The sequence below is a fragment of the Trichococcus sp. TS_SC_9 genome (assembly GCF_056156325.1).
Genome location: NZ_CM149591.1, coordinates 1,970,956 through 1,997,229, shown reverse-complemented (window position 1 = coordinate 1,997,229; position 26,274 = coordinate 1,970,956). Strand labels below are relative to the sequence as shown.

Here is a 26,274-nt window from a genome sequence, read left to right as displayed (position 1 = left end):
ACTCACCTTCAATCTTTCTTCTTATAAGTAATGGTGGTACCGTCCGTTATTGTGGGCAAAATGTAAGGAGTCAAATAAATGCTTGTTTCCAGGCGTTCGTCATCCCAATTTTTGAAAATCATGGTTGTGTGGCCGAGCGACTGCAGATTTTTCAGGACATGCGTACCGATATAGGATATGCGGTATTCCTGGTCGTCAAACAATATCTGGTCCCCATCTGCCAGTTCGAACCATTCCTGCGGCTCCAAAAAACGATGGATGACGGAAACCTCCTGCAATGTTGCCGTTGCGCTGTCATCGAACAGGATGATCATCGGTTCCTTTATATCTATTGCTTTTTCTCCAATTTGAATTACTTTGCTTTGCATTGACATATCCCCTTTTCAGACACTTTTTACAACTTCTATTCTATCACAGTTTATTTGGCAAACCATTGATTATGCCATTGAAACCAACTTTATTTGCTTTACAAGCTTTTTCCCCTGTAATTGTGAAGGTCATTTGTTATAATGGAATTATCATAATATATAGGAGGTCTTTGGATGGAACAAGTTTTATATCTTGGCTCTTACACGAAAAGAGAAAGCAAAGGGGTTCATCAAATCATTTTGGACACCGATAAAAAAGAATTGCGTGATTATCGCTTGATTGCGGAAGTCGACAGCCCTACTTACCTGGATCTATCTGCAGACAAAGAAACACTGTACGCGATTTCCAAAACGGACGAAGGCGGCGGCATCACTTCTTTCAAGAAAAATGAAAACGGAACCTATGATAAGGTAGCCGAAATTTCTGCCGAAGGATCTGCGCCTTGCTACATCTACTTCGACGAAGACAAAAAATTGATTTTCACTGCCAATTACCACGGCGGATACTTGACAGTCTACAAAGAGAACGCTGACGGCTCCTTCACGATGACTGACCGTGCGCAACATGAAGGTTCAAGCATCCATGAAAACCAAAACATTCCGCATGTGCATTACAGCGCGCTTTCCCCGGACAAAAAATACTTGCTGTCATGCGATTTGGGAACCGATGAAGTCTACACCTACACAGTTTCCGATGAAGGCAAACTGACGGAAGTTGCCCGCTATAAAGCGACTCCCGGCACTGGCCCGCGTCACTTGGTTTTCCATCCGAACGGCAAAGTGGCTTACTTGTTCGGCGAATTGAGCAGCGATGTCGAAGTGTTGGCTTATGATGCAGCAGCAGGCACGTTCTCATTATTGCAAGTCATCACGACTATCCCTGAAGAGCATACCGGCTTCAACGGCGGCGCGGCTATCCGCATTTCCGCTGACGGCAAATTCGTTTATGCTTCCAATCGTGGTCATGACTCATTGGTTGTCTATGCGGTATCCGAAGACGGTAAAACATTGTCATTGGTGGAATATGTACCGACTGAAGGAAATATCCCGCGTGACTTCAACTTGGATCCAAGCGACCAATTCGTGATCGTGGCTCATCAGGATTCCGATAACTTGACTTTATTCGAACGCGATGCAGAAACAGGCAAATTGACATTGCTACAAAAAGACGTCTACGCGCCAGAGTGCGTATGCGTGTTCCACTAAAATAAACAAATTTCCCTTCACGTTCTGATGAACGTGGAGGATTTTTATTTTCACTTTGTGTATCCCGTCGCAATCAACGCACAAATCGCTGAAGCTACCAGCTGAGCAGAATAGTAACCTCGCTGAGTCACTCTCCTGTATACTCGACTTATGGATTATTTGAACGGAGGTTGGAGCTTACATGATTACCGGTTTTCACCATCTCACTGCCATCACCAAAGATGCGGAGAAGAACAAGACATTCTATACAGATATCCTAGGGTTGCGTCTCGTAAAACAGACGGTCAATCAGGATAACTTGACCGATCCCCATCTTTTTTATGGGGACTACAAAGGAACTCCTGGTACGATTTTGACCTTTTTCGAGTTGCCGAGAGTCGGCCATCGTCACGAAGAAGACAGTTTTATCCACGAAGTGCTATTGAAGATTCCTCAAGGCAGTCTGCCGTTCTGGAAAAAACGCCTTAACACGGGGGCCATTCGTATGATTGAACATGTTGAAGCCGGATGTACCTTCCTGGACCCTGACGATATGCAGATCAGTTTGGTCGAAGTAGCCGAAATGATTGCACCCAATCAGGCGACGAACCACAGCGCGGTGCCCGCCGAATACCAGATCATCGGAATCCAAGGCATTCAATATACCGTGTCAGATGTGGAAAAAACCAAGGCCTTTTTCCACGATGTGCTGGGGATGCTGCTGACAGATCATATTGCCCATCCGAGGTCTTCCCCGGATGAGAAAAGTTGGTTGATCCAATCCGCCAGCCTGAAGCCTTCCCGCCTCGGCAGAGGAGCCATCGACCATATTGCTTACAGCGTGCCGGACCGCAAAGATCTCGATCAGATCCTTGAAAAGGCAAAAGGAAATAACATTACCGTAGAAAAATTCATCGATCGCGGTTACTTCCAAAGCCTTTATCTGCGCGAGCCGAGCGGATTGCGCATCGAGTTTGCAACCGACAAACCGGGCTTCACATTGGATGAACCCTTGGAGAAACTCGGGGAAACATTTGCCCTCCCAGATTTCCTGCATTCACAACGAAAAGCGATCGAATCCACTATCCTGAACAGAAAGAAGTGATCTCATGCAACATTTCAATAGCGAAGAGCTCAACACAAAACAGATGTACAAATTTTTGACCGGGAGCATCATTCCCCGCCCGATTGCTTGGATTACCACTCAGAATCCGGAAACACAGATCGTAAATGCTGCGCCTTTCAGTTTTTTTAGCGTCGCCTCGAATGTGCTGCCGCTGATAAGCGTAGCTATTCTAAGGAATGACGGAAAAAGTAAGGATTCTGCCAAAAACCTGCTGGCTTCCGGACAAGGGGTCGTCCATATCGTCAGCGAAGAACTGGTTGAGGAGATGAATAGAACGGCTGCTCAATTGCCTGACACCGAGAGCGAAATCGATCTGACGGATTTGACATTGACTGCCAGCAACACTGTCACTGTACCTGCCATCAAAGAGGCGAAAATACGGATGGAGACAACTGTACACCAATATGTTCCTCTCACGGATACGGAAGGCAACGTGCTTACAGATCTTTTCATTCTGCGCGTCGTAGATTTCTTTTTCGATGAATCGGTGTTCGATCAGGAAAAACAGTATGTTTTGGCCGACAAATTGGAGCCGGTCGCAAGGCTGGCCGGCAACGACTATACAAAGCTAGGGGAGATTTTTTCGCTGGAACGTCCTTAACGGATTTTCGGTTTGAAAAAGTCGACTCGCAGTCATCTTTTCCGCCTAACGAAAAAGCTTCATCCGGCAATCTCCGGATGAAGCTTTTTTGGATAAATAAAATTATTCCTTCGGCAATACGCTTCCGATTTCTGCTTTGACAGCGGCTTCACCGGTGACATCCAGGCTGAAGTTTTTAACTTTGTCCATATTTGTGATGACGACGACCATCGCGGAATCTTTTCCGGCTTCTTGCAGTTGCGCCAAATCGACTTTAGCGATCAGAGTGTCCGCTGTCACAGCTTGGCCTTCCTTCACGAAGATTTCGAATGGTTTTCCGTTTAATTCAACCGTATCCAATCCCATGTGCAACAAAAGCTCCAAGCCGCTGTCTAACAAAATGCCTACAGCATGCTTTGTCGGAAATACGCTCAGTACTTTACCTTTTGCTGGTGAATAGATGTTTCCGTCTGCAGGAATGACTGCGAAACCGTCACCCATCATTTTTTGAGAAAACACTGGGTCTGCAACATCAGAAACAGGTACCACTATCCCATTGGCAGGTGCATATAAAATTTCCTTCTCAACCGGTAATTTCCCTTTTTTTTCATCCTTCTTAAAAAAGCCAAACATGCTATCGCCTCTTCCTTATTTAAGTGCGCTTATGTGAAAATTGGTATACTTCATTTTAACATAAACAGACAAGTATTGTGAATTTTTTTTGCACCGCTTACATTCAAAAACGCTCTTCCATTCCTTAAAAATCCTTGAAAAGGATTGGCTAATCTTTTTCATTTCGCTATACTAGATGATGGAGTATCAAAAAAATGCACAACAGAAAGGATATTATATGGAATTTATGGAAATACTGAAAGCAATTATCCTCGGCATTGTAGAGGGTATCACTGAATGGTTGCCCATCAGCAGCACGGGCCACATGATCTTGGTTGAAGAGTTCATCCAATTGGATCTTTCGCAGGCATTCAAAGAGATGTTCTTTTATGTCATTCAGCTGGGTGCCATCCTCGCAGTCATCGTGATTTATTTTCACAAACTGAATCCCTTCTCTCCAAGCAAAACGAAGGAAGAGAAGACACAGACTTGGGATATCTGGAAAAAAGTAGTCATCGGGTGTATTCCGGCAGCAGTCATCGGCTTGCCCTTGAACGATTGGGCGGACGAAAACCTCCTGAACGCGACAGTTGTAGCTTTGGCGCTGATCATCTACGGGATCTTGTTCATCGTGATCGAAAACAAGCATAAAGATCGCGAACCAAGCATCACCGAATTCAGCCAATTGACCTATATGAAGGCTTTCCAAATCGGTTTATTCCAAGCGCTCTCGATTATTCCGGGAACATCGCGCTCCGGTTCTTCCATCTTGGGGAGCATCGTATTGGGCACTTCCCGCTTCATCGCAACTGAATTCTCCTTCTTCATGAGCATTCCGATCATGTTCGGGATCAGCTTTTTGAAGATCATCAAGTTCGGCTTCAGCTTTACCGGACTTGAATTCGCGGTTCTCTTGTCAGGCATGATTACCGCTTTCCTCGTTTCAATCGTCGCCATCAAGTTTTTGATCGGATATTTGAAACGTAACGACTTCAAAGCTTTCGGTTGGTATCGGATCGTACTTGGAGCAATCGTTCTGATCTATTTCCTGTTTGTCTAAAAAATAAGTTTGGCCATCCTTCTGGGATGGCTTTTTGTTTTGTCCCCCAGAACACCTGGAACCCTTATTGATAATCATTATAATCTACCATCATTCGTTACCCTTCTGATTTTATTGCTGTGTGCAATTTTTGGCTTCTTCAAATTGTGTCTGATATGTGGATATTGAGAATGAGATTCATTTCCGTTTGATTGTAATGATTATAATCTAGACTTCTTTAGTGCTATCATGAAGGCATATAAGGAAGGAGTGTCAAATCATGAAAGACTTATTCAAAAATAAAGCGATGATCGCAACCACGATCAGTGGCATTCTCATCATTATTGGCATTTTGTTGCAATGGCAAAACTTTGATATAGCTGCAGCCATCATTTTCGTCCTATCGTTCATCATAGGCGGCTATAAACAAGCAAAAGAAGGATTCATCGATACAGTTCAAAATAAACACTTGAACGTCGATATCCTGATGGTGCTTGCCGCAGTGGGTGCCTCGTTGATTGGTTACTGGATGGAAGGGGCGCTGCTCATCTTCATCTTCTCGCTCTCCGGTTCGCTTGAGGAATACGCGACCGAAAAAAGTACCCAAGCGATTACAGCATTGATGAACATTGTCCCTGAAATCGCAAAACGCATCAACCCGGATGGCTCAATCGAAGACGTTGCAGTCAAGGATCTGAAAGTCGGCGATATATTAATGGTCCCTAAAGGCGCCAGCATCCCTATCGACGGCACGATTGCATCGGGTCAAGGTCTGATTGATGAAGCCGCTATTTCCGGCGAATCCGTCCCTGTTGAAAAGACTGTTGGCGATGATATCTTCGGGAGCACGATCAACTTGAGCGAAGCACTGACCATGACTGTCTCGAAAGAATCGAAGGATACCCTGTTCGCCAAGATCATCCGCATGGTAGAAGAAGCGCAAAAGACCCCTTCGAAGACGGCAAGCTTCATCAACCGCATCGAAAACACCTATGTCAAAATCGTTCTCATTTTTGTGCCGGTCATGATTGCCGTTTTTTATTTCCTCCTGGATTGGGGTTGGAATGAATCATTCTATCGCGGCATGGTGCTGTTGACGGTCGCCTCTCCTTGCGCATTGGTGGCTTCGGCCACTCCCGCTGTCCTTTCCGCCATTTCCAATGCAGCTAAGCGCGGTATCCTGTTCAAAGGCGGTATCGCGATTGAAAACTTTTCAGCTATGGATTGCATCGCATTCGACAAAACAGGCACGCTGACGGAAGGCAAACCTGTAGTGACGGAAGCCATCTACTTGAGAGGTACGGATGAAAAACATATCATGTCCGTCGTCTATGCGCTGGAGCACTCTTCGACCCACCCGATCGCTTCCGCGTTGGTCCAACATCTTGATACGAAGGAATATGAGAAGTCCCAGATGGATTCAATCCAGGACCTTACGGGTTACGGGTTGGCCGGTGAAGCATTCGGAAGCCAATGGAAAATCGGCAAAAAGACCTTCGTCGTATCCGATGAACTGAACGAGCCGCCGTTCGTGAAGGAGGCTTTCGCGCTCCAGAACGAAGGAAAGACCGTCATCTACGTTTCACAAGATGACAAAGTCGTGGCCTATTATGCTTTATTGGATACACCTAAATCAGAGGCAAAAGACATGATCGCCTTTTTCAAAGCCAATGGTGTCCATACAATCATGATCACAGGCGACAATGAAGCAACGGGACAGACAATCGGCAATCAATTGGGTGTGGATGAAATTCGCGCGAATTGTCTTCCTGAAGATAAGACCACCATCCTGAAAGATCTTCAGGCGAAATACAAATTGGTCGGCATGGTCGGAGACGGCGTGAACGACGCCCCTGCCCTGGCAAACGCCGACATCGGCATCGCTATGGGAGAAGGAACGGACATCGCCATGGAAACAGCTGACGTTGTACTGATGAAGAGCGAACTCGACAAACTGGAATATTGCTATGGGTTATCGAAGAAGCTGAAAAAAATTACCATGCAAAATATCATCTTTTCGATTTGCGTCATCCTCATTTTGATCATCTCCAACCTGTTTCAACTCATCAATCTTCCGCTTGGTGTAGTTGGACACGAAGGCAGCACGATACTGGTGATCATGAACAGTCTGAGACTGCTGGCCAAAATCCCTACCCACCACTTTCAGGGCACTACTAAATCTACCGGAAAAACTTCAAGCACCGGACTCGCGCACGAAAAATAATCAGCCAAATGCTGGTGGTAGCTGAACACATAAAAACGGAGCCGTCTCATTTTATTATGAGGCGGCTTTATCTATTTATATGCGTTCGCATTCTTCAGCATGCGCTGTACGGAAGCACCCTAGATTGGGTCGGATATATATATGTGATGGATGGAACATGAATAAAAACATGAATAAAGGCCATGTATTCATGTTTTCGGATGCTGGGGTACTCAAAAAGATGGATATCGGAAAAATATTCATCTTCTTGAGTATCTGGCGGACGAAAAAGATGAATATCGACCAATTATCCATGTCCACGCGCAAAACGGGGCTGCCTCTAATTTAAGAGACAGCCCCGTTTCTGATTTAATCTAGTCTTTTTTTGCTGGGAAGAATGCATCGTACAGCACTTTGACTGCTCTAGCTTCGTCCTTTTCATCGATTCCGAACATGATGCTGACTTCTGACGATCCTTGGTTGATCATTTCCAGGTTGATGTCCGCTTCAGCCAGTGCGGTACAGGCTTTCGCTACTGTCCCGACGGAATTGACCATGCCTTCGCCGACGATCATCAATAAGCAGATGCCGCCTTTGACATTTACATCGTCCGCTTCCAATTCATTCTTTAAGCGGTACAACAACTCTTGTTCCTGCTGCATCGTCATCTGATTGGCACGCAGGATGATCGACAAATCGTCGATACCGGATGGCATATGTTCGAAGTTCAGGTTGAAATCTTCGAAGATCTGCAACACTCTGCGACCAAAACCGACTTCTCGGTTCATCAGGTATTTGCCGATGTAGATGCTCATGAAACCGGTCGAACTTGCGATACCGGAGACGATCTGCTTGTTTTCAGGCTTTGTTCTTGTGATGCTCGTACCTGGAGCAGACGGGTTGTTGGTATTTTTGACGACCACCGGAATTCCGGCGCTAAAAGCCGGCTGCAAGGCTTCATCATGGAAGACCGAAAATCCGCTGTAGGATAATTCACGCATTTCGCGATAAGTTAATTGCTTGATTTTTTTCGGATGTTTGACCATTTTAGGGTTTGCCACATAAATGGCGTCAACGTCCGTAAAGTTTTCATACAGGCTGGCTTTGACACCGTTGGCGACGATTGCGCCGGAGATGTCCGAGCCTCCCCTTGAGAAGGTAAGCAATTGTCCATCTTTCGTGTAACCGAAGAAGCCCGGGAACACGATGACTTCTTTCGAGTCACGCAATGCATACAGATTCTTGAAGGATTCCGACAATACGCGCGCGTTTCCCGGGTTATCGGAGACCAAAAGCCCGGCATCCTTCGGGTTGACGTACCTGGCCGGGACTCCCTCTTTATTGAAAAATGCAGCCACGAGGATGGCGCTGTTGTCTTCACCGCTTGCTTTGTACGCATCCAGTGCATACAATTCATTGTAGAATTTCGACTGGATCAGTTTCTCATAGTTTTTGGAAATGGTGTCCATGACACTCGGATCGATCTCCAATTCTTCGACGATATCTTGATATCTTTTCAGGATTGTCTTCAGGGTTTTTTTGTGATCTTCTTTATTTTGTACCTCATCGGCCAGCTTGATCAGCAGATCCGTAACTTTTTCATCCGAGTCATTGCGTTTTCCGGGTGCTGAAACGACCACGATTCTTCTGTCTGCGTCATCTTTCACAATCTGCAATACTTTTTTCAATTGAGTCCCATTCGCCAGAGAACTCCCGCCAAATTTGATAACCTTCAAACCGAACACTTCCTCACTTGATTTCTTTAATCTTTTTTTAATTTTGTAATTGTATTTTCATTTATGCTTTAGAATATCATCATATCATGGCTATGGCAATTACCTTTTCAAACTTTACATCATTTGTAACATATTTGTATTGTTAATGCTATGGCCATTTGCAAAAAAAGGAATATACTATGAGTTAACTTAATGTAGGAGGTTTCAATTCAGTGAAAAAAAATAATCCTTGGAGGATCGTAGTCGGATTATCCGTAATCGCAAGCATCAGCTCTGCTTTGTTCAAGTCAAATCGCAATGCCGGCAAGAGCCAATCAACATCGTACACCCCTTACATCGGCACATGGAAAAACGACGCACAGTCCTTGAAGGTCGAAATTACTGATAATCTGGAGATTCTCCTGAACAACAAAAAATTAAAAGCAACCCTTGAAGAAGCCAAACCCAACGAACTGGTCTTCCGCGACCACTTCGGTTATTATCTGATTCTGAAGAAAGATACGTCCCCTACGCTGACCATCTACGATGAGGCGGAAGAACAGGAATTCTACTTCAAACGTGAAACCGATAAATAGCGAATCGCTCATATAACATCGTCGCCCCTAATCAGGGCTTTTTTTTTTGAAAAGGGGCGACTGTGAACAGAAGTATCACATGAATAGGAATATATTTCGATTATTCATATTCATGAAAAAAGCAAGGGTTGCCTCATTTTTTTGAGGCAGCCCTTGCTTGCATTTAGTTAACTTTCGATTAGGTCTGTGGTTTAATCTTCCAGATTTCATCCGCGTAACGCAGAATCGTGTAATCCGATGAAAACGGCCCCGAGCTTGCAATATTCATCAGTGCCATGCGGTTCCATCTGTCTCTGTCAGAAAAGGCCACATCCGCCTCATATTGCGCGTGCAAGTATCCGTCAAAGTCCTTCAGCAGGAAATACTCATCGTTGTACATAACCAACGAATCGAAGATATCCCGGCCTTCAGTCTCGACACCTGGGATTGTGCCGTCAATAAGCAGATTCAGGATGCGTTTCAAACGCGGATTCTTTTCATAGATGTCTCTTGAATTGTATATGCCATTGCGATAGTACTCTTGCACTTCATCACTCTTCAGGCCAAAGATGAAGATATTGTCATCACCGACATTATCCCTGATCTCAACATTGGCACCGTCCAATGTTGCCATCGTGATGGCACCATTCGACATCAGCTTCATGTTGCTGGTACCGGAAGCTTCCTTGCCGGCAAGGGAAATCTGTTCGCTGATATCGGCTGCCGGGATGATCAGCTCTGCCAACGATACACCATAGTTTTCAACGAAAACAATCTTGATCTTATCATTGATGGACAGGTCATTGTTGATGAGATAAGCAATCGAATTGATCAGTTTGATGATTTGTTTTGCGTAATAATAGCTAGGTGCAGCCTTCGCACCGAAAATGAAGACACGTTTCTGCAGGTTAGCATTGGGATTATCCTTCAGTTGCAGATATCTGTCCAAGATGTGCAGAACGTTCAACAATTGGCGTTTATAAGCATGCAATCGTTTAATCTGCACGTCGAACAATGCAGTCGGATCGATTTCGATGCCCATCTCTTGCTGCGCATACGCCGCAAAACGTTTTTTGTTTGACAATTTGACTTGCTCCAGCTGGTCCAAGACAAATTTATTGTCACGGTGCGCCTTCAGGATTTTTATTTCTTCCGGATTGCTTTTCCACTCCGTACCGATCGTTTCATCAAGCATCGCGGTCAGACCTTCGTTTGCTATCTGGACCCAACGTCGCTGCGTGATCCCGTTCGTTTTGTTGTTAAATTTTTGCGGATACATCACGTAAAAGTCATTTAGCGTATCAGCCATCAGGATGTCCGTATGCAACCTAGCGACACCATTGACGCTATGGCTGCCGATGATGGCAAGATTGGCCATCTTGATCTGGCCATTTGCTATGATGGCAGTGCGCTGGGATAATTCTTCCCCATATAAAGGTGTTTTTTTATCAATATGGCGACGGTTGATTTCCTGAATGATCTGGTAGATACGCGGCAATAGATCCGAAATCATCGTTTCCGGCCAACGCTCCATCGCTTCCTGAAGAATGGTATGGTTGGTATAGCTGACTGTTTTCTTCGTGATTTCCCACGCCTGGTCCCAAGTCAAACCTTCCTCATCCAACAGGATCCGCATCAATTCAGGGATCGCCAAAGTTGGGTGCGTATCGTTGATGTGGATGGCGATTTTATCCGGGAAGCGGCTCCAGTCCAGTTTCAGTCGTTTGAAATAGCGGACGATGCTTTGGATGCCGGCAGAGGAGAAAAAGTATTCCTGCTGGACACGCAAGAGACGTCCTTCGTAGTTGGAATCATCCGGATACAGTACTTCGGTGATACGCTTGACTTCTTCGCGTTGTTCTTCTGTCGAAAACCGTGCCTCATCCCCGTAAGGAATTTCTGCCGACCAAAGGCGCAGGTTATTGACGACGCCGTTATTGTAGCCGACTTGGGCCGTATCGTAAGGAACCGCTAGGATATCACGGGTATTTTCGTGCCGCACACGCAATTTGCCGTCCCCATCCTCCTGCGTAAAGCTGACATCTCCGCCGAAACGGACGATGACGGCTTTGTTCTCTTTCCTGACTTCCCATACGTTCCGGTTGCGGAGCCAATTCTCAGGCAATTCAATCTGATAGCCATTGATGAATTTTTGTTTGAAAAGACCATAACGGTAGCGGATTCCGTTGCCGTTTCCGGCAAGACCGGTCGACGCGATTGAATCCATAAAGCAGGAAGCAAGTCTTCCGAGTCCGCCATTCCCTAAAGCCGGATCGACTTCAGCACGCGCTACTTCATCCAAGTCCAGTCCGAGCTCATCCATGCCTTGTTTGACGCAGTCCAATATACCCATATTCAGGAGATTGCTTTTCAGCATCCTTCCGGGCAGGAACTCCATCGAAAAGTAATAGATTTGCTTTTCCTTTTTCTTGTTGTACTCCATGATTGTTTGGATCCAATCCTCGGAGTAGAGCCCGCGGACCAAGTCACCAAGAGCAATGTACTGCTCTGTTTTCGAACCAGCCTCATAACCGTAAGCGAATAATTCCTCGAATTTCTTTTGGTATTCTTTTTTGAACTCTTGAACGTCAAATGCCATATATGTTTCCAACTCCTCTTATTCGTTGACTAATGACTGATAGACGTCCAGATAATCCTTGGCCGGTTCTTTCCAGCTGAAATCGCTGCTCATTGCTTCGCGCACCATTTCTGCCCAAGCTTTCGGTTGATTTTCATAAACATCGAGCGCACGATAGATGGTTCCGAGCAGTGCATATCCACTGAAATCAATGAATGTGAACCCGGTGCCTTCGCCTGTGTAGGAATTGTAAGGGACTACGGTATCTTTCAAGCCGCCCGTTTCATGCACAATCGGCAAAGTGCCGTAGCGCAAGGAAATCATTTGCGACAAGCCGCATGGTTCGAATGCAGAAGGCATCAAGAACAGATCTGCGCCTGCGTACATCTGCTGAGCCAAAGTGATGTCAAAATCGATGACCGCAGCAAAGCGATCAGGGTATTTGGCGGCAAAGTAACGGAAGGAGTTTTCGTATTCTGATTCGCCGGTCCCAAGGATGGCAATCTGCACATCTCGGGCATTCAATAATTCTTCGGTCTTTTCCTGCACAAGTTGGTATCCTTTTTGGTCAGTCAAGCGTCCGACGCTCGTGATCAATGGGATGTCAGGATTCACTTCCAATCCCAAACGCTCCTGAAGGGCCGCTTTGTTGTCTGCTTTACCCGTCAAATCGTCGGCTGAAAAATGGAATTCCAGTTTCGGATCGGTTTCGGGATCATTGACATCGTAATCGATTCCGTTGATGATGCCTCTGATTTTCCAACTGTTGTAACCCAGAGTACCTTCCAATCCTTCACCGAATTCTTGTGTCTGGATTTCGTTCGCGTAAGATGGGCTTACCGTCGTGACGACATCTGAAAAATTGATGCCGCCTTTCATGAAGTTGACGTTATCATAATACTTCACGCCAGCTTCATGATAGATGTTCAGGCCGGTACCGAAAATGCTGGTCAGAATGGATGGGTCGTACACGCCTTGGAAACGGATGTTGTGGATTGTGATGACTTTGCGGATGCCTTGATACGCTTCAACCCAATGGTATTTATCCACAAGCAGAACCGGAACCATGGCTGTATGCCAATCATTCACATGGACGACATCCGGGATGAAATCAATTTTTTCCATCATTTCACAGATCGCCAAGGAGAAGAACCCGAATCTTTCGGCATCATCCATTTGACCGTAGAGGGATGGACGATTGAAATAGGCTTGATTATCGATGAAATAATAGGTTACGCCTTCCAATTCCAATGTTTTCACGCCACAATACATGCTTTTCCAACCGACTTGTACGCGGAAGTGCAGCAATTCTTTGATATCTTCTTTGTATTTTGCAGGCATGGTCGAGTAATACGGAAGCACTACCCGGATATCCACGCCTTGTTTTACTAACTCCTTCGGTAATGCGTACGCGACATCACCGAGACCACCTGTTTTAAAGAAGGGAGCAGCCTCACTTGCGGCAAATAAAATTTTCATCGTGCGCAGCCTTCTTTCTAAACAGTGAGTGTTTTATTTTTTTCGATCACAACAAGATTATCTTTCGTGCCTTTCAAAGTCACGCCAGCCCCGACAGTCACATTTTTATCCAGGATACAATATTCGAGGATTGCGCCTTCACCGATCTGTGCGCCCTGCATGATGATGGAGTTGCGTACTTCGGCATCCTTAGCGATGTTGACTTTACGGAAAATCAAGGAGTCCTCGACTGTCCCTTCAACAAAGCACCCGGTAGCGAACTGGGCATTTTTCACATGAGCCCCTTTAGCATAATAGGTCGGTGCCCCGTTCTTCACCTTCGTGATAACGCTTTGGCTGCCGTGGAACAAAGCTGAGAATTTATTCTTTTCCAACATTTCCATGTTTGCAGCGAAGTAGGCCGGGATAGAGTCGATATTCGCCATATAGCCTGTGTATTCATACGTATTGACTTGGTATTCCGGCAAGTAGTGTTCGATCAGTTTGTCCGAATCAAGTTGCACGCCTTCCAATTCAGCACGCTGGATCAATTCCAACATCTTGTCCGCTCTCATGAAATACATGTTCATGCTGATCGCAATGCGTTCAATATCTGAAGGCGCATCCTGTAAGTCGGTCAGATGCAGCAAATATTCATCACGATCGATTTTCAAGACTTTTTCATGCGGTCTGTTTTCTAAAGCGCCTTTAGGAAGGCTCTTGTACACGACAGTGATGTCGCCTTCCTTCGCCAAATGGTGTTGCATAATGGCTTTGATGTCGACATTAGCCAAAATTTTGCTGCCCATGACGATGACATATTCGCCCTTGGAACGGGTGATGAACTCTTTGTGGTTCATGTAAAAGTCCGGAGCATCCCCATTTTTCTCCTGGACCGCTTTCAACAACTGTTGGGAGTAGGTAAAGATTCCGCCAGTAAGGCCGGATTCAAGATTCCAGACGGAACCACTGCGGATATGGTCATAAATCGAACGGCCGCTTCCGGCGATGAACATGCCGACTGATTTGATTCCAGCATGGCTGATGCTTGAAAGATTGAAGTCAATCAAGCGATAACGACTCGCAAATGGCAAGGAAGCAATTGGGCGGACATGCGTCAATGGTTTCAACGCCGTTTCGTCCTCGGTCAAATTTAAAATGGCACTAATACTATTCATCTTCATCTTTAAGTCCCCCTATAACTTCTGCATATCCTACAACTTCAATTTCACCGTTCTTGCCGATGACATTCGCATTGTCGGCAATTTTTGCATATTCTCCGATGATGGCATGCTCGATTGTAACATTCTCTCCGATTGTTACATTCGCCATGATCAAACTATCACGTACGACTGACCCATTGCCGACCCGAACATTCTGGGAAAGAATCGAATGGGTGATTTCACCGGCCACATAGCATCCGTCAACGATCATGGAATCCGTCACATTGGATGTCTCTGTCAAGAATTGCGGAGGGGATACCGGATTTTTGGAATAAATGCGCCATTCTTCATCCCTGATGTTCAGCGTGTGATCAGGATCAAGGAATTCCATGTTCGCTTCCCAAAGGCTTTCGATAGTACCGACATCTTTCCAATACCCATCAAATGCATAAGCAAAACAGTTTTCGCCGTTTTCCAGATAGGTTGGGATAACGTTTTTACCAAAATCTTCCATTTCGCGTTGCTTCGCTTGATCCTCAACCAAATATTTACGCAGCACTTGCCAATTGAAGATGTAGATCCCCATGGATGCCAGATTGCTTTTCGGTTCTTTCGGTTTTTCATCGAATTCGATGATGCGGTTGGTCTGATCCGTATTCATGATCCCGAAGCGCGGTGCTTCTTCCATTGGAACTGGGATAACGCCGACGGTCAAACTGGCGTTGTTCGCGATATGGAATTCCAACATGTGGGAATAGTCCATCTTGTATATATGGTCACCGGACAATACCAAAACGTATTCGGGATTGTATCTGTCGATATAGGCCATATTTTGGTAGATGGCATGTGCGGTACCCTTGAACCACTTTTCGCCATCTGCGCTCGAATAAGGCTGCAAGATAGTCGCTCCACCATCTCCACCGTTCAGTCCCCATGACTCACCGTTGCCGATGTGTTCGTTCAATTCTAAAGGTTGATATTGTGTCACTACCCCAACTTTATTGATGCCTGAGTTAGCGCAGTTACTTAAAGCAAAATCGATTATGCGATATTTTCCGCCGAACGGGACGGCCGGTTTGGCTGTTTCGCGCGTTAATTTTCCAAGCCGAGTCCCTTGCCCTCCGGCTAATATCATTGCTACCATTTGATTTTTCATAGTATCAGGAAGAATGCCTCTTCCTTTCCCCTCCTTCTCATCATAACTATCTGTAGATCTATTTATTAACACCAAAAACGCGTTTTGGTTTGATGAACAAAACTCCTAATGCGGGTAACGTAAATTCGACCGAGAACGGTTGGCGATTCATGCCATCGAGGCTGGTGATCATTTCAGGCAGATTTTCGGTCCAAGTACCACCGAATTCCTGCATTTCCGTATTCAGCAATACTTCATAGTGTCCCTCATATGGAACACCCACTCGGAAATTGCGACGTTCTACAGGTGTGAAGTTGCACACGACAATCAAGAAATCGCGCGGTTTTTCACCCGTTCTTATGAAGGAAAGGACCGATTCCAAGCTGTTGTCAGCGTCGAGAATTTCTAAACCAGTATTGGCATCATCGACTTCATGCAAAGCTTTCGAATCTTTGTATAGATGATTCAACGTTTTGATGTAATGCTGGAACTCCGGATTGAACTCATTGTTCAGGACACCCCATTCGATTTGGTCGTAGAAACGCCATTCCAGGAATTGTCCGATTTCATTACCCATGAAGTTCAATTTCTTCCCTGGGTGAGCCATCATATAGGCTTGCAGCGTGCGTAAGCCTGCAAATTGTTTATAGCGGTCACCTGGCATTTTAGCCAGCAGAGATTGTTTACCGTGGACTACTTCATCGTGGGAAATTGGCAAAATAAAGTTTTCATTGAATGCATACATGAATGAGAAGGTAATCAGATTGAAATTGTCTTTTCGGAACAATGGATCCATTTCGAAGAAGCGCAAAGTATCATTCATCCAGCCCATATTCCATTTATAGTTGAAGCCCAAGCCGCCCATCTCGATAGGCTTCGTGACATTGGCCCAAGCAGTGCTTTCTTCCGCAATCATGTAAGTATCCGGCTGGCGCTCGAAGACTTTTGTATTCATCTTCTTCAGGAATTCAATCCCTTGGCGGTTATCATTGCCACCGTCTTCATTCGGTGTCCAAGGACCTTCATCATAATCAAGATAAAGCATATTCGAAACGGCATCGACACGGATTCCGTCAAAATGGAACTCTTGTAGCCAGAAAATGGCATTCGAAATCAGGAAACTGTGAACTTGCGCTTTACCCAAGTCAAAATTCAATGTTCCCCAGCGGTTGTTGATGGCGCGATTCGGATCGGCATATTCAAAAGTCGGTGTGCCATCGAAATTAGCTAACGCATAGTCATTTTTGCAGAAATGTCCGGGAACCCAGTCCATGATGACCCCGACCCCTTCTTTATGCGCTTCTTCCACGAAATCCCTTAATTCTAGCAAGTTACCGTAACGGGCAGCCACCGCAAAGTACCCGGTGATTTGATAGCCCCAAGAAGCTTCCAGCGGATGTTCCATCAATGGCATGAATTCAATGTGCGTGTAACCCATTTCCTTCACATATGGAATCAACGACTCAGCAAGATCCTTGAAGGAATACCAGCTGCCATCATCATGTTTTTTCCAAGAACTGAAATGCACTTCATAAATGTTAAGCGGTTTTTGATAGATGGATTTTCTTTTTTTGTTTGCGGACCATCTGCCGTCTTTCCATTTTTTTTCGGGCATGTCGAACACGACAGAGGCGTCTTTTGGCGGAACTTCATAAGCAAAAGAATAAGGATCGATTTTATATTTCTTTTTGCCGTTCTTATCCTCGATATAATACTTGTAACAGTCGCCTTGGGCTGCATCCTCCGTAAAGAGCGACCAGCCACCGGTTTTGCCGATTTTTTGCATTTCTACGGGTTTCCACTCAGTAAAATCTCCGACCAACGAAACGTTTTTTGCATTAGGCGCCCAAACGGTGAACCGCCAGCCTTCAACCCCATCTTCGGTCCGTTGTTTACTTCCTAAAAAGCGGTAGCTTTCAAGATGTTCCCCGATGTTGAACAAATACATCTCTTTTTCCAACTCTTTAAGTATGTTCATTTTTGCACTCATCCAGACACTTCCCTCACAATTATATTGCCGCAACAAAACGATCTGATAATAATTTATTTAATCATGCCAGGCCCTTTCATTAATATATATCCATAATACCATTTTAAAGATGATTTTGCCATAAATCATGATAAATATATTGAAACGTAATTTCCTTTTTGATAGTAATAATCTTTCACCCTTAACAGATTTTTTACATAAAAGCAACATTGTAAACGCTACGCAAAACCAAGACACGAATATCACTATATAGAATCCACTTAATTCATAAAAATGAATATTTAATTAGATTGTGGTGAGATCCGTTTCAATTAAGCCCACTGTTACAATACTTTTTCAGTGTCCACTTACAAATAGGAATATGAAAATACACAGATATATATTGTTATTCATTTCACAATTTGAATATTTGTCCCGACAATTAATGTTGACGCTTACATTTATATAGTAAGAAAATCCCGATTTGCAAAGATTGTGGCATAATTTTTACAATTCAGGATTATTTTTACTTGTTATTTACAAACGTCCAACCAACAGTTCCACTGTGGGCACATCTGCCGGCGCCCAGTCCAACTCAGGCAATTCGGAGATGTTCACCCAACGCATTTCAGTATGCTCCGACAATCGCGGTTCGCCCTCGTGTAATTCACAGAGCAACGTCGTCAATTCCACGGTTCCAAAATCATATGGATGCTTGATTGTAAGAAGTTTGTCTTTGACCCGTATCCGGCAGGAAAACTCTTCCTCCATCTCCCGGACAAGTGCTTCTTCTGCCGTTTCATTTCCCTCAAGCTTACCTCCAGGGAATTCCCATAGGCCGGCCAACGCTTTACCCGGACCTCTTTTGGCACAAAAAATGCTGCCCTCTTTTTCTATTACAGCTCCCACTACTTTGATCATGCGGCGATTAAATCCTCCTGATTACAAGAATATTTTGTTAATGACCCTTCCATCCGTGGCTTCCGGAAATTTCAGTCCAATTGCATGCAGGAAAGTCGGTCCTTCGTCTATCAACCGGCCCTTTTCGACAACAGCGTCTCTGTCGATTCCGGGTCCGGAAACCATCAGCATCGTGGCATATTTTTTCTTTTTCGGACTGAAACCGTGCGTTGCGCTATGCAATCTTCGGTCGGGAAGGTTTTTTGCGGTGCTCTCCATGAAAGGATAGAGCACGTCGCTCTCAAAATAATAACCCGCCTTCGCTTCCAGAATGAAGAGGCAATTCTCATCCGCTCCCATTTTTCTGGCCTCTGCGGCCGAATGGATGGTTTCGATCCTGCCTTCGATCCCTTTCAACGCATCCAAGATCATTTTATTGGTGATGGTGACATCTTTCCGGTAAATATAGCAAGCTCCGTCCGCCGCTTTTGCCAGCACTTTCCAGTCCTTGATATTCCTCTTGCGATCCAAAGTCTGCCACCCTTTATCCAAAAACAGGTGGTTCGGGCGGATGACTGTATGCGTATCAATCTGATAATGATCGCCCAACACGGCCAACACAGTATTCTCATAGATGTCCATTTCTTTCATCGCTTCGATGATCTGACCGAGGTGGCGATCCATCCGGATGATGGCTTCTTTCGCTTGGTCGCTCAAGACGCCATAATGATGACGCATGCTGTCCAGATCAACCAGATGCACAGCCATCAGATCCGGTTGTTTTGTCTTGATCGTGTCGACCGCAATCGCTGTCACAAACTCATCCAACTCCGGTTGGTCAATGCCGTTTCGCAATGAGCTGTATTTTTTGTTCATCTCCAGCGCATATTTCGTGCTGGAGGCAAAAGCGGAAACCATCACCAGAGTTTGCCATGGCCGATTTGGAAAAATTTCTGCAAGGTTATAGTCAATGGAAGGACTTTTCCCTGTCACCGGCCAAAGCAAAGCACAAGTTGTGTAACCAGCCTTCTTGGCGACATCAAACAACGTGGCCTTCTTTATTTCTTTGGCATACCAATACCAATCTGGTGACAGTCTTTCCGGTTGCCGGTGTGTATTGTGGATGATGCCGTGGCGGTTCGGATACATCCCTGTTGCGATTGAAGTATGGGCTACATATGTCAAAGACGGATAGATCGACTCTACCTCTTTGACAAGTGCGCTTCTATCCAATATTTCCTGGAAATGGGGCAGCGTCTTGGCAAATTCTAAGTCACTGGCACCAAATGCATCTAATGAAATGATATACAGTTTTCTTTTTACCATAATATTACCCTCCTATTCTGTTATTTTACCATATAATCCAGTCATCCAGTCGACTTAGACGCACTTATTTCAGCCATCTTTTTGTGCAGAAAACACAAAAAGATGCATCCGGATTTTCGGGCTATCCGGATGCAGTCTTTATTTCGTTGGATTTCGTCCACTCTTCACTTATGGTTCGAGCGGATCCCCTTCATTATCTTTCGGTTTCAATTCTGGCTGGTCGGCCTTTTCTGCCGGCGGGCCCGGCGTTTGTGGTGTGCCTGTTGTTTTCATAGACGGTTCCACGGTCGGCTTGGAAGCGATGGTCGTTCCTCCGGGTTTTCTTGGATGGGTCCGTTCAAAGCGTTCTTTCCGACGCTCTTCAATCTGTTTTCTTTCCTGAAGTTGCTTCTCTGCCCTTTGTTTGCCCCAGATTGTTTTGCCGAACAGTTTTTTGATTGCCCACAACAGGAGCAACAATAACAAGACTGCTACGAAGAACGGAAGTGCATAGATGAACCAGATTGCAGCATCCTGTAACCAATAGTAAAAGGCATAAAGCGAATCGATGAACGCTTCCTTCACGCGATCCCAGAACGGCGTCGATCCACCTTGATTATTCGAGATGCGTGAACGCTCAGACACTGTCAGATACAAAGCTGTATAGTCGATCAGATCATCAATGTTGTCCAATTCCGACTGCAGTACTTCCCTTTCTGCTATGGCCGCGCTAAGACTGTCTTCGATGGCAAGGATCTCCTCGACCGTCTCTGCTTGCTCAAGCAGCGTCAACAAGCGCGCTTCCTTGCTTTGCAGGACGCTGATGCGGGTGGCCGTGTCTTCATAATATTGGGTTACATCCTCATTCCCCTGCTGCTCGCTGGTTTTCGTTCCCAGCCCGCCTTCCAGATCATCCAGGAAGGCTGTTACGGAATCTTTCGGAATCCGGATTGTGTAGCTGCCTTGGCGGTAATTCTGGCCCAATGAGGAAGGCGTGTAGATCGTGTCGCCTCCGCTTGATTCATAGGAGTATTCTACATAGGCTCCATATTTACCGACAATCTCTTTCAGGTAAGCGATAGAATCATCATATTTCAACGTTTCATAGGAAAGGTGGACGGTGGTCACTACCTTTTCACCAATCAACAATCCCGTGCCTTCTGCCCCATCCGATTTGGATATTTCCGTCGTCACGTTGTCTACTCCAGCAGCGTCCTGTTGTGAAACACTCGTTTCTTCCGTCGTTAAAAATGAACAACCCACTAGCGAGAATGACAGCAGGGAAAGGATCAATAATTTCAATTTTTTCAATTGAGGCGCCTCCAATCTTTCCTAAGTTTCCTACTTAGATTATACCGCATGGCGGCCGCTGCGCCTAATAAAGCCCTTACATAATTGCAGGTTGTGGCGAAGCTCCGGCTATGGCCCGAGCTGGCACGGCTTTGGTGCTCTCTGCTCCGGCGAAGCGCTCCTCGCAGGAGTTGAGGTGTCTTCAGCGGCCATCAGCTCCTGTTAACCACCCCTCGCCGGAGCTGACGGCCCAATTAATCCCAAAATAAAAAGAAAGGGCCGGAAAGGTAAACACCTAAGTGTTCAACTTTCCGACCCTTTTTTCTGATACGGCATGGGTAAACCCATGGATGGGACTGTTCACAGCAGTCACCATCAAACATCCACATCCTGTGGTTGTGCAAGCACGTATGTCCCGTTTGATTTTGCAATCACTATGCCGCTTGCGCGGAATGGGCGAACCCACCTGATTGCTCGTCGCCTCATCGCATGTAAAACATGTTATCATGCAAAAACCGAAAAAGCAAGACTTTTATTTCAGTTGCCGACAGTCTGCTGAATAAACCTTATTCTTGGCCGCTCTCATCAAATTGCTTCAGCCAAGCATCAGCGATAAGACGGTGCCCTTTTTTGGTCGGATGGACGCCGTCATTCGATAATGTTTCATATCCCTCGACAGCACCGATTGCATTCAGATAAGCATCCAGCCCAATCCAATCGGCATGGAACTCCTCGGCCAGGCGTTTGACGATTTCCTGTTTCGGATCCAAATCGACCCGCCAGGTTTTGCGGTCTTCCGGATACGGAAAGACGAACGGCTCCATCAGAATAAGCCGTGCATTCGATTTTTTCCGCAAGGAAGCCAACAAATGTCGGTAATGCATTTCGAACTGCTCAGCCCCCTCTTCGGTCGCGAACACATTCTCGTCGCCGACGTTATGCCACGTATCGTTGATGCCGATCAGCATAGTGACGACATCAGGTTCGAGCGAAACACAATCGCCGTGCCATCTTTCTGCTATGTCATGGATTCTGTTTCCACTGATGCCGCGATTGATCAGCTGATAGTGTTCGGCATCACCTCTTTCCGCAAGAGCCTTCGCTATCATGGCCACATAGCCTTTTCCCAGTGAATCCGGATTGTTGCGGTTGCGGCCGACATCCGTGATGCTGTCTCCGATGAAAAGTAATTTGTACTTGGACGTTTTCTCCATAGGTCCGCCCTATCTATTCTGGATGACTTCAACCTTGTAGCCATCCGGATCGGTGATGAAGTAGTATCTAACGGAAGAATCAGGCAAACCTTTATAGTCGGTCACGTTAAATCCGGCAGCCACCTGTTTGTCATGAAGGGCTTCAAATTCATCAACTCCAATAGCGATGTGGCCATAACCGTCACCGATGTTATACGGTTCATGATCATAATTGTAAGTCAACTCCAACTCATAATCATCGCCTTCCAAACCTAAATAGACGATTGAAAACTTGTGCTCAGGGTAATCCAGCTTCTTTTTTTCTTGGAAATCAAAAGCCTCTTTGTAGAATGCGATCGATTTATCCAGGTGCTGAACGCGGATGCAAGTGTGTAACATTTTCATTAAGTCATCATTCCTCTCATTTATGCTATCTTTATCATACCGAATTATCGGTTCCTTTACAAAAAAATTGTCGCAAAAATAACCTTGCTATATCCCACAAACTGACTTATTCTAGAAGTTAGTTACCAGTGAGAAGGAGAAAACTCAATGAAGATATGTATTTATTGCCATAATCGCATCCCGAAAGAGGCTTTGATCTGCCCGATGTGCGGGTCGGATGTTTCCGATTCAGACGCAATCCAACAAGATGAATTTTATCAATCCACTTTATTCGAAGATAATACGGAAAATTTTGTCGATCTGACAGCTGATGAGGAGGAAGAAGCGGCTGAAGCGGCTTCGCGTGCTGAAAAGCAGGCCTTCTCTTTCAATGAAGCAAAGAATAAATTCATCCGCTACGTGCGTTTTTTGTGGAAAAAAATGAAAGACCCCGCAGAGACCAGAAAATCGCGCAGAGAAAGCCACAACCTTTACGGCTATTTTACCTTCGTCCTTTCGGCGCTGCTTTCAGCCGGATTGGTGACGCGGATTGCGGTCGCATTGACTAATCAATATGATCTGCTGTCGCAGATTTCATTGTTGCCGACCGTCACTTTCCAGGTCGAACCAGTTGTTTGGTTCATGAAGAGTTTCCTTTTGTTCCTGGCGTTCTATTATCTGTACCCATTCTTGGCGTACCTCATCAAAACATTCTTTCTGCACAGACGCCATGCCTTCCATAACTGGATGACGCAGTATGCGGGAATGAACGCTTTCGGCCTGTTGCTGTTGGGTGCCGCCTTTGTGACCAGCCTCATCGCCCCGATCCTGATGGCGGTCCCGGTGCTGCTGTTGTTCTTGGTCCATCTGTCCAGCTATCTGGTGACATTCATCGCCAGCCTTTACCAGACGATCAACGAAACGAAACGGGATACGCTTTACCTTTGCCTCGGCGGCATCAGCGCACATTTGCTGTTGATGATGACATTGGCCTATGTATTATTCCTGAAAATGTAGCATCAAGAGGAGCGCCTCCGCTCCGAACCCAAAAAAAACAACTGCGGCCCACCTCTGATTGGTGGGCCGCAATTGTTTTTTTACTTACAAAAATTCTGGAATTATTCAAACAAAAAAGCGCATCACCATAGGTGATTCACATATTTGCAAAATATTTCATGCATCCAAAAAGTTGTCCAGCTTCACGGGTTAGCCCTTCGGAAATTAGATAAATCTGACCCATTGCGCTCTTCGATGCTCATTCAGGGCCAGATTTCCTAAATTTCTGTCAGGGCTGAACGAACCCGTTCAGCATTTCTTACATATCCAAATCGGTAAAGGCGTAGGGAACCAACTCTTTGATCGTCAGCTCCATGATTTTTCCGTGCTTATCGGAAAGGTAGACAGGCGTTTCGTATCCGCACAATTCCACCATCACCTGGCGGCAGATGCTGCAAGGCGGGAGGAACGTTTCCGTGTCGCCGGCGATGGCTATGGCTGCGACGTCCTCTTTGCGGTAGCCTCTCGTAACTCCGGTGAACAAGGCGGTTCGCTCAGCGCAGTTTGTCGCGCCGAAGGAAACATTTTCCACGTTCACGCCTTCGATCACTTCGCCGTCCTTATAGAGGATTGCCGCTCCTACCGGAAAATGGGAATACGGGCTGTATGCATGATGCATGGCCGCTCTTGCTCTGGAGACTAATTCTTCACTGTTCATCGATGATCCCTCGCTTATCAAGAATGGGTATTTTTTCTGATCGGTAAATGTTCGTGTTTACAGTATACCGATTATTCCAGATTTTGCCAAACCGGAAAGGTCATCGATCAGTGTTGCATAGTTCCTGCTCAAGCTCTAATCGTTCGGATCAGAGTTCCGGCAAATTCGCCATGTAATCCTCGAGTGCCTGGATCGTTTCCGCCATCAACTCGGCAGTGACTTCGTAAGGCAGTCCGTGCGCCGGTGCTTCCGGCTTGGTCGACAGACGGGCGATTTCCATGATGCCTTCCGCGTCTAGCCTGTCCAGATGCAGATCGTGGAGGCTCTTCGGAATGTCCAAATGTTCGTAGAACGGAATCAGATTATCGATCTCCGCCCATTTCTTTTCATAGGCCAATTGGACCATGATTCCATAGGCAACTTTATGCCCATGCAGGAAATGATGCGATTCCGGGAAGTTGGTGATGGCATCATGGATTTCATGGGCGATGGTCGTCCGCGCAAAAGCGTCCCCCATCCCGCCGACCATGCCGCTGATGGAAGTGATGACTTCCGTCAGCTTCACAAAAGCTTCCGTCACTTCACCGGCTTCCAGACTTGCGATCGCCAACTCGGCGTGGTCCAGGATGCTTTGTCTGCAGATGTATGCAGCTTGGCGCGCCATCATCAGCATCGGTTGTTGGGCATGCTCAGGCAGCGAAAGGATTTCATCCGATTCGTACCATTTGGCCAGCGTATCCGCCAATCCGGCCACAAAGAAATCCTTCGGCGAATCGATGATCAATTTTGGTTCCAACAACAAAAGCGAAGCTTGTTGCTGCAGGAAATCGTAGCGGATGAACACGCCATCCTCAGTATACATGACGCTTAACGGCGTCCATGGCGCGCAATTGCTCGCCAATGTCGGCACCATTACGTTCAATATCCCCTCCGCTTTAGCTGCAGCATATTTCACTGCATCCATGATTTTCCCCCCACCGACGCCGATGATCGCATCACTTTTATGCTGTGCGGCCAACCCGACGATGCGGTCGACTTCTTCATAGCTGCATTCGCCCGAAAAAGCCACTTCGCTGATCGAAAAACCGGCTTGGTAGAGGTCTTCAAGGTAAGGACGGGCTTTTTGCCAGGATACGGTTCCGTGCACGATCAAAATATTTTTTACGAAGCGTTCTTCCAAACGTTTCGGCAAAGTTGACAGGACCTCTTCCCTGCATTCGTATTCTTGCGGACCAGTCCTAACAATCAATTCTTTCGTCATATAACGTCATTCCTCCCTGAATTTCTAGACCGTACGCGTGAATGGATCACGGCTGATGCCCGCCGCCAACACTTGCTTAGCGTATTCTTGTGCACCGAACAAGGAATGATCGCGGTAATTTCCGCATTCCTTCGCGGTCGTTGCCGGAACTACGGTCGTTTCCAATACAATCTGCAACACTTTTTCCAAAGCAACAGCGATTTCTTCCGGAGTATGTTCACCCCAGCAAATCATGTAAAAACCGGTACGGCAACCCATCGGCGACAAATCGATGACCCCATCCACAAAATCGCGGATATTGATCGCCAAAAGGTGTTCCAACGTGTGCATAGCCCCCGTCGGCAACGCATCCTGGTTGGGTTGCACAAAACGCAAATCGAATTTTGTGACGATAGCCCCCGCTTCGTGCACTTCATAGCCTGCTTGGCGGATATACGGAGCCTTCACCAAATCATGATCCAATTCAAAACTTTCTACTCTAGCCATCTATATTCTCCATCCTTCAGCTCAAGTGCTGTTGT

24 protein-coding genes are annotated in these 26,274 nt (G+C 46.0%); 8 read left to right on the top strand and 16 right to left on the bottom strand.

Annotated elements, in window-relative coordinates; translation table 11 throughout:
* Positions 1 to 8 precede the first annotated feature (8 nt).
* Positions 9 to 368: a PTS glucitol/sorbitol transporter subunit IIA gene (locus tag AC0J5I_RS09635; RefSeq protein ID WP_475299612.1), complete on the bottom strand. Its 360-nt coding sequence runs from the start codon at positions 366 to 368 to the stop codon at positions 9 to 11.
* 174 nt (positions 369 to 542) lie between these two features.
* Between AC0J5I_RS09635 and AC0J5I_RS09630 the strand changes: the two genes are divergently transcribed.
* The 3 genes from AC0J5I_RS09630 to AC0J5I_RS09620 all read left to right on the top strand — a co-directional run bounded on the left by AC0J5I_RS09630 (position 543) and on the right by AC0J5I_RS09620 (position 3,280).
* A complete protein-coding gene (locus tag AC0J5I_RS09630) occupies positions 543 to 1,574 on the top strand; it encodes a lactonase family protein (RefSeq protein ID WP_475299611.1) in 1,032 nt (343 codons plus the stop codon).
* A gap of 181 nt (positions 1,575 to 1,755) precedes the next feature.
* Positions 1,756 to 2,658, top strand: coding sequence for a VOC family protein (locus AC0J5I_RS09625; RefSeq protein ID WP_475299610.1), 903 nt, complete (start codon positions 1,756 to 1,758; stop codon positions 2,656 to 2,658).
* Between the two features lie 4 nt (positions 2,659 to 2,662).
* A complete protein-coding gene (locus tag AC0J5I_RS09620) occupies positions 2,663 to 3,280 on the top strand; it encodes a flavin reductase family protein (protein ID WP_475299609.1) in 618 nt (205 codons plus the stop codon).
* Positions 3,281 to 3,382: 102 nt separating this feature from the next.
* On the opposite strand, the gene AC0J5I_RS09615 is transcribed toward AC0J5I_RS09620, so the two are convergent.
* On the bottom strand, positions 3,383 to 3,892 hold the full coding sequence (locus tag AC0J5I_RS09615) for a PTS sugar transporter subunit IIA (protein WP_475299608.1): 510 nt from the start codon (positions 3,890 to 3,892) through the stop codon (positions 3,383 to 3,385).
* A gap of 217 nt (positions 3,893 to 4,109) precedes the next feature.
* Between AC0J5I_RS09615 and AC0J5I_RS09610 the strand changes: the two genes are divergently transcribed.
* The 3 genes from AC0J5I_RS09610 (at position 4,110) to AC0J5I_RS09600 (ending at position 7,462) form a co-directional block, all read left to right on the top strand.
* A complete protein-coding gene (locus tag AC0J5I_RS09610; RefSeq protein ID WP_475299607.1) occupies positions 4,110 to 4,931 on the top strand; it encodes an undecaprenyl-diphosphate phosphatase in 822 nt (273 codons plus the stop codon).
* A gap of 259 nt (positions 4,932 to 5,190) precedes the next feature.
* On the top strand, positions 5,191 to 7,134 hold the full coding sequence (locus tag AC0J5I_RS09605; protein ID WP_475299606.1) for a heavy metal translocating P-type ATPase: 1,944 nt from the start codon (positions 5,191 to 5,193) through the stop codon (positions 7,132 to 7,134).
* A 157-nt stretch (positions 7,135 to 7,291) separates the two neighbouring features.
* On the top strand, positions 7,292 to 7,462 hold the full coding sequence (locus AC0J5I_RS09600) for a hypothetical protein (protein WP_475299605.1): 171 nt from the start codon (positions 7,292 to 7,294) through the stop codon (positions 7,460 to 7,462).
* Positions 7,463 to 7,487: 25 nt separating this feature from the next.
* Here AC0J5I_RS09600 and AC0J5I_RS09595 read toward each other — a convergent pair whose 3' ends face one another.
* Complete coding sequence (locus tag AC0J5I_RS09595) at positions 7,488 to 8,849, bottom strand: aspartate kinase (protein ID WP_475299604.1); 1,362 nt, start codon at positions 8,847 to 8,849, stop codon at positions 7,488 to 7,490.
* A gap of 212 nt (positions 8,850 to 9,061) precedes the next feature.
* Here AC0J5I_RS09595 and AC0J5I_RS09590 point away from each other — a divergent pair, with 212 nt between their 5' ends.
* On the top strand, positions 9,062 to 9,424 hold the full coding sequence (locus tag AC0J5I_RS09590) for a DUF4828 domain-containing protein (protein WP_168173136.1): 363 nt from the start codon (positions 9,062 to 9,064) through the stop codon (positions 9,422 to 9,424).
* 178 nt (positions 9,425 to 9,602) lie between these two features.
* On the opposite strand, the gene AC0J5I_RS09585 is transcribed toward AC0J5I_RS09590, so the two are convergent.
* The 10 genes from AC0J5I_RS09585 to gloA form a co-directional block, all read right to left on the bottom strand.
* Complete coding sequence (locus AC0J5I_RS09585; protein WP_475299603.1) at positions 9,603 to 12,002, bottom strand: glycogen/starch/alpha-glucan phosphorylase; 2,400 nt, start codon at positions 12,000 to 12,002, stop codon at positions 9,603 to 9,605.
* An 18-nt stretch (positions 12,003 to 12,020) separates the two neighbouring features.
* A complete protein-coding gene (gene glgA, locus AC0J5I_RS09580; protein WP_475299602.1) occupies positions 12,021 to 13,460 on the bottom strand; it encodes a glycogen synthase GlgA in 1,440 nt (479 codons plus the stop codon).
* Between the two features lie 17 nt (positions 13,461 to 13,477).
* Positions 13,478 to 14,623 carry a glucose-1-phosphate adenylyltransferase subunit GlgD gene (glgD, locus tag AC0J5I_RS09575; RefSeq protein WP_475299601.1) on the bottom strand — a complete coding sequence of 382 codons (1,146 nt, stop codon included), beginning with the start codon at positions 14,621 to 14,623 and terminating at the stop codon, positions 13,478 to 13,480.
* Entirely contained in the window at positions 14,610 to 15,758 is a 1,149-nt protein-coding gene (locus tag AC0J5I_RS09570; protein ID WP_475299600.1) for a glucose-1-phosphate adenylyltransferase, read from the bottom strand. The genes glgD and AC0J5I_RS09570 overlap by 14 nt, the downstream gene beginning before the upstream one ends.
* A gap of 58 nt (positions 15,759 to 15,816) precedes the next feature.
* The gene (gene glgB / locus AC0J5I_RS09565) at positions 15,817 to 17,727 is read right to left on the bottom strand and encodes a 1,4-alpha-glucan branching protein GlgB (RefSeq protein WP_475299599.1); all 1,911 of its coding nucleotides are present in this window, start codon (positions 17,725 to 17,727) and stop codon (positions 15,817 to 15,819) included.
* A gap of 516 nt (positions 17,728 to 18,243) precedes the next feature.
* Positions 18,244 to 18,627, bottom strand: coding sequence for a (deoxy)nucleoside triphosphate pyrophosphohydrolase (locus tag AC0J5I_RS09560; protein WP_475299598.1), 384 nt, complete (start codon positions 18,625 to 18,627; stop codon positions 18,244 to 18,246).
* Positions 18,628 to 18,648: 21 nt separating this feature from the next.
* A complete protein-coding gene (locus tag AC0J5I_RS09555) occupies positions 18,649 to 19,932 on the bottom strand; it encodes an alkaline phosphatase family protein (protein WP_475299597.1) in 1,284 nt (427 codons plus the stop codon).
* A gap of 168 nt (positions 19,933 to 20,100) precedes the next feature.
* Positions 20,101 to 21,222, bottom strand: a complete 1,122-nt coding sequence (locus AC0J5I_RS09550) for a DUF4349 domain-containing protein (RefSeq protein WP_475299596.1) — start codon at positions 21,220 to 21,222, stop codon at positions 20,101 to 20,103.
* Between the two features lie 545 nt (positions 21,223 to 21,767).
* Entirely contained in the window at positions 21,768 to 22,415 is a 648-nt protein-coding gene (locus AC0J5I_RS09545; protein ID WP_475299595.1) for an SGNH/GDSL hydrolase family protein, read from the bottom strand.
* A gap of 9 nt (positions 22,416 to 22,424) precedes the next feature.
* A complete protein-coding gene (gloA, locus tag AC0J5I_RS09540; RefSeq protein ID WP_272162109.1) occupies positions 22,425 to 22,799 on the bottom strand; it encodes a lactoylglutathione lyase in 375 nt (124 codons plus the stop codon).
* Positions 22,800 to 22,946: 147 nt separating this feature from the next.
* On the opposite strand from gloA, the gene AC0J5I_RS09535 reads away from it, so the two are divergent.
* The gene (locus tag AC0J5I_RS09535) at positions 22,947 to 23,795 is read left to right on the top strand and encodes a hypothetical protein (protein WP_475299594.1); all 849 of its coding nucleotides are present in this window, start codon (positions 22,947 to 22,949) and stop codon (positions 23,793 to 23,795) included.
* Positions 23,796 to 24,093: 298 nt separating this feature from the next.
* Here the strand turns inward: AC0J5I_RS09535 and AC0J5I_RS09530 are convergent, their stop codons facing one another.
* The 3 genes from AC0J5I_RS09530 to AC0J5I_RS09520 form a co-directional block, all read right to left on the bottom strand.
* Positions 24,094 to 24,492, bottom strand: a complete 399-nt coding sequence (locus tag AC0J5I_RS09530; protein WP_475299593.1) for a cytidine deaminase — start codon at positions 24,490 to 24,492, stop codon at positions 24,094 to 24,096.
* Positions 24,493 to 24,640: 148 nt separating this feature from the next.
* Positions 24,641 to 25,753, bottom strand: a complete 1,113-nt coding sequence (locus AC0J5I_RS09525; RefSeq protein ID WP_475299592.1) for an iron-containing alcohol dehydrogenase family protein — start codon at positions 25,751 to 25,753, stop codon at positions 24,641 to 24,643.
* Positions 25,754 to 25,777: 24 nt separating this feature from the next.
* Positions 25,778 to 26,239, bottom strand: coding sequence for an S-ribosylhomocysteine lyase (locus AC0J5I_RS09520; protein ID WP_475299591.1), 462 nt, complete (start codon positions 26,237 to 26,239; stop codon positions 25,778 to 25,780).
* Positions 26,240 to 26,274 lie beyond the last annotated feature (35 nt).

Coding starts and splice junctions, on each gene's coding strand:
- AC0J5I_RS09600 (WP_475299605.1), top strand. CDS start 7,292: ATGAATAAAAACATGAATAAAGGCCATGTATTCATGTTTTCGGATGCT.
- AC0J5I_RS09555 (WP_475299597.1), bottom strand. CDS start 19,932: ATGGTAAAAAGAAAACTGTATATCATTTCATTAGATGCATTTGGTGCC.
- AC0J5I_RS09535 (WP_475299594.1), top strand. CDS start 22,947: ATGAAGATATGTATTTATTGCCATAATCGCATCCCGAAAGAGGCTTTG.
- AC0J5I_RS09520 (WP_475299591.1), bottom strand. CDS start 26,239: ATGGCTAGAGTAGAAAGTTTTGAATTGGATCATGATTTGGTGAAGGCT.
- AC0J5I_RS09530 (WP_475299593.1), bottom strand. CDS start 24,492: ATGAACAGTGAAGAATTAGTCTCCAGAGCAAGAGCGGCCATGCATCAT.
- AC0J5I_RS09635 (WP_475299612.1), bottom strand. CDS start 368: ATGCAAAGCAAAGTAATTCAAATTGGAGAAAAAGCAATAGATATAAAG.
- AC0J5I_RS09525 (WP_475299592.1), bottom strand. CDS start 25,753: ATGACGAAAGAATTGATTGTTAGGACTGGTCCGCAAGAATACGAATGC.
- AC0J5I_RS09630 (WP_475299611.1), top strand. CDS start 543: ATGGAACAAGTTTTATATCTTGGCTCTTACACGAAAAGAGAAAGCAAA.
- glgD (WP_475299601.1), bottom strand. CDS start 14,623: ATGAAGATGAATAGTATTAGTGCCATTTTAAATTTGACCGAGGACGAA.
- AC0J5I_RS09605 (WP_475299606.1), top strand. CDS start 5,191: ATGAAAGACTTATTCAAAAATAAAGCGATGATCGCAACCACGATCAGT.
- AC0J5I_RS09570 (WP_475299600.1), bottom strand. CDS start 15,758: ATGAAAAATCAAATGGTAGCAATGATATTAGCCGGAGGGCAAGGGACT.
- AC0J5I_RS09585 (WP_475299603.1), bottom strand. CDS start 12,002: ATGGCATTTGACGTTCAAGAGTTCAAAAAAGAATACCAAAAGAAATTC.
- AC0J5I_RS09560 (WP_475299598.1), bottom strand. CDS start 18,627: ATGATCAAAGTAGTGGGAGCTGTAATAGAAAAAGAGGGCAGCATTTTT.
- gloA (WP_272162109.1), bottom strand. CDS start 22,799: ATGAAAATGTTACACACTTGCATCCGCGTTCAGCACCTGGATAAATCG.
- AC0J5I_RS09625 (WP_475299610.1), top strand. CDS start 1,756: ATGATTACCGGTTTTCACCATCTCACTGCCATCACCAAAGATGCGGAG.
- AC0J5I_RS09620 (WP_475299609.1), top strand. CDS start 2,663: ATGCAACATTTCAATAGCGAAGAGCTCAACACAAAACAGATGTACAAA.
- AC0J5I_RS09545 (WP_475299595.1), bottom strand. CDS start 22,415: ATGGAGAAAACGTCCAAGTACAAATTACTTTTCATCGGAGACAGCATC.
- AC0J5I_RS09615 (WP_475299608.1), bottom strand. CDS start 3,892: ATGTTTGGCTTTTTTAAGAAGGATGAAAAAAAAGGGAAATTACCGGTT.
- glgA (WP_475299602.1), bottom strand. CDS start 13,460: ATGAAAATTTTATTTGCCGCAAGTGAGGCTGCTCCCTTCTTTAAAACA.
- AC0J5I_RS09610 (WP_475299607.1), top strand. CDS start 4,110: ATGGAATTTATGGAAATACTGAAAGCAATTATCCTCGGCATTGTAGAG.
- glgB (WP_475299599.1), bottom strand. CDS start 17,727: ATGAGTGCAAAAATGAACATACTTAAAGAGTTGGAAAAAGAGATGTAT.